This is a genomic window from Kineococcus glutinatus, assembly GCF_039542765.1.
GTDB classification, from domain to species: Bacteria; Actinomycetota; Actinomycetes; order Actinomycetales; family Kineococcaceae; genus Kineococcus_A; species Kineococcus_A glutinatus.
Map to the genome: position 1 here is coordinate 1 of NZ_BAABIL010000157.1, position 2,620 is coordinate 2,620.

Annotated in this window: 2 protein-coding genes and 1 tRNA gene; all 3 read left to right on the forward strand. The window is 73.1% G+C overall.

Translation table 11 applies throughout. The features are described from left to right. The first annotated feature begins 166 nt into the window (after positions 1-166). The 3 genes from ABEB16_RS06785 to ABEB16_RS06795 all read left to right on the forward strand — a co-directional run bounded on the left by ABEB16_RS06785 (position 167) and on the right by ABEB16_RS06795 (position 2,568). A complete protein-coding gene (locus ABEB16_RS06785; RefSeq protein WP_345711499.1) occupies positions 167-1,516 on the forward strand; it encodes an NAD(P)/FAD-dependent oxidoreductase in 1,350 nt (449 codons plus the stop codon). Positions 1,517-1,571: 55 nt separating this feature from the next. Then, positions 1,572-1,655, forward strand: a tRNA-Leu gene (locus ABEB16_RS06790). Between the two features lie 118 nt (positions 1,656-1,773). Continuing rightward, a complete protein-coding gene (locus ABEB16_RS06795) occupies positions 1,774-2,568 on the forward strand; it encodes a Bax inhibitor-1/YccA family protein (RefSeq protein WP_345711500.1) in 795 nt (264 codons plus the stop codon). The last annotated feature ends 52 nt before the right edge of the window (positions 2,569-2,620 follow it).

Sequence of the window (2,620 nt, forward strand, 5' to 3'; positions counted from 1 at the left end):
GTCGCCGGGCTGCCCCGCGACCACCGCCGCGACCGCCCGTGAGGCCCCCGCGAGGGTCCTGCCGGCGCGCCGGTGGGGGCAGCCCCCGCCGCACCGGCGGGGGCCGGTGTGGCGCACGGCACAGCCCGCCTGCCCGTCCGGGCCGGTCCGTCAGTAGTGTGAGCCCATGCCCGGGACCTCCACCGCTCCGCGGATCCTCGTCGTCGGCGGCGGCTACGTCGGCCTCTACACCTCGCTGCAGCTGCTGAAGAAGCTGCAGAAGGGTGAGGCGGCGGTGACCGTCGTCGAGCCCCGCTCGTACATGACGTACCAGCCGTTCCTGCCGGAGGCCGCTGCCGGCTCCATCGACCCGCGCCACGTCGTCGTCCCGCTGCGCCGCACCCTCAAGGGCGCAGAGGTCATCGCCGGCGAGGTCGTCTCCGTCAACCACGCCGAGCGCACCGCTCGCATCCAGCCCGTCGACGGGGAGGAGTACGACCTCCCCTACGACATCGTCGTGATGGCGCCCGGTTCGGTCGCCCGCACGCTGCCGATCCCCGGTGTCGCCGAGCAGGCCATCGGCTTCAAGACGGTCGAGGAGGCGATCTTCCTCCGCGACAAGCTGCTGCGGAACCTGGACCTCGCCGAGGCCAGCAAGGACGAGGCGTTCCGCCGCCGCGTCCTGACCTTCACCTTCGTCGGTGGCGGCTATGCGGGCATCGAGGCGCTGGCCGAGCTGGAGGACCTCTCCCGCTACGTCACGCAGTCCCTGCGCACGGTGCGCCACAGCGACGTCCGCTTCGTCCTCGTCGAGGCCCTGGACCGCATCCTCCCCGAGGTCGGCCCCGAGATGGGCCGCTACGCGGTGGACGAGCTGCGCGAGCGCGGCATCGAGGTCAACCTCAAGACCACGCTGCAGTCCTGCGAGGGCGGCCTCGTCAAGCTGAGCGACGGCCAGGAGTTCGAGAGCGACACCATCGTCTGGACCGCGGGCGTGAAGTCGCACCCCGTCCTGGAGCGCACCGACCTGCCGCTGGACGAGCGCAAGCGGCTGCGGGTGGGCGCGGACCTGCGCGTCACGAACGAGGACGGCTCGGTCGTCGAGGGCGCCTGGGGCGCCGGGGACGCCTGCGCGGTGCCGGACCTCACCAAGCCCGGCCAGTTCTGCGCCCCGAACGCGCAGCACGCCGTCCGCGAGGCCAAGCAGCTCGGCGAGAACCTCGTCGCGGTGCTGCGCGGCGCGCAGACCACGCCGTACCGCCACGCCTACGCCGGCTCCGTCGCCTCCCTCGGCCTGCACAAGGGCGTGGCGCAGGTCTACGGCGTCAAGCTCAAGGGCTACCCGGCGTGGATGATGCACCGCGTCTACCACCTGTCCCGCGTGCCCACGACGAGCCGCAAGGTCGGCGTGCTGCTCGACTGGGCGCAGGCGGCGATCTTCCGCCGGGAGATCGTCTCCCTCAGCGCGCAGTCGACCCCGTTCGCGGAGTTCGAGCGCGCCGCGGGCGTCAAGCAGGTCAGCGGCTCGCGCGGCTGACGCGCGTCCGGCGCGCGGCGCCGCCGGTCCGGCAGGGACCGGCGGCGCCGCACCGGCCCGGGTGGCGTAACTGGCAGGCGCACGGGGCTTAAACCCCCGGGCCGTTCGCGGCGTGCGGGTTCGACTCCCGTCCCGGGTACCGACACCGGAGTGCTCACCCGGCAGGGTGAGCGCGCTCACGACCCCGCAGCTCCCCGGGCGGGAACGTCCGGACCGCCCGTACCGTTCGTACAGGTACAGGTCGTCTGGAGGGACCCATGGAGAGCAAGAACCCCGTCTTCGCCAACGGCTCGCAGTGGAAGCGCGACGGCTACGCCACGTTCGACGTGTCGACGCCGAGCGCCGACCAGCTCGCGGGCATGTACGGTGCCCCGTCCGCCTCCCCGGCGCAGATGGGGCGCATGACCCTGGACGACGTCGTCGTCCGCACCGCCTCGCTGTTCGCGGTGCTGCTCGTGGGTGCGGGCGTCGCCTGGCTGGGCGGCTTCGGCCTGCTCCCGGCCATCGGCGCGGGCCTGGTCGCGATGGTGCTGGGCATCTGGGCGCAGGCCTCCCGCAAGGTCCGCCCCGGTGTGATGTTCGCGTACGCGGCGCTGGAGGGCGTCTTCGTCGGCGCGATCAGCAGCTGGTACTCGGCCGTCTACGGCAACGGCATCGTCCCGTCCGCCGTCGCGGGCACGCTGGCCGCGTTCGCCGCGATGCTCGCCGCCTACAAGGTGGGCGTGATCCGCGCCACCCCGAAGTTCGCCAAGGTGCTGCTCATCGCGGGCCTGGGCTACCTCGTCTTCGGGTTGGTCAACGTCGTCCTCGTCCTCGCCGGCGCGGGCAGCGTGTACGCCGGTGGCGGCATCCTCGCCGTGGGCCTGAGCCTCTTCGGCGTCGTGCTGGCCTCGCTGTTCCTGGTGCTGGACTTCGACCACATCGAGCGCGGCATCCGCAACGGCGTGCCGCAGCGCGAGGCGTGGCGCGCGGGCTTCGGCCTGCTGGTCACCCTGGTGTGGCTGTACCTGGAGGTCCTGCGCCTGCTGGCGATCCTGCGGGGCAACGACTGACCGGTGACGCCGCGCAGCTCGGCCCGGACCCCGCCGCGGGTGTCCGGGCCGA

Coding starts and splice junctions, on each gene's coding strand:
- ABEB16_RS06795 (WP_345711500.1), top strand. CDS start 1,774: ATGGAGAGCAAGAACCCCGTCTTCGCCAACGGCTCGCAGTGGAAGCGC.
- ABEB16_RS06785 (WP_345711499.1), top strand. CDS start 167: ATGCCCGGGACCTCCACCGCTCCGCGGATCCTCGTCGTCGGCGGCGGC.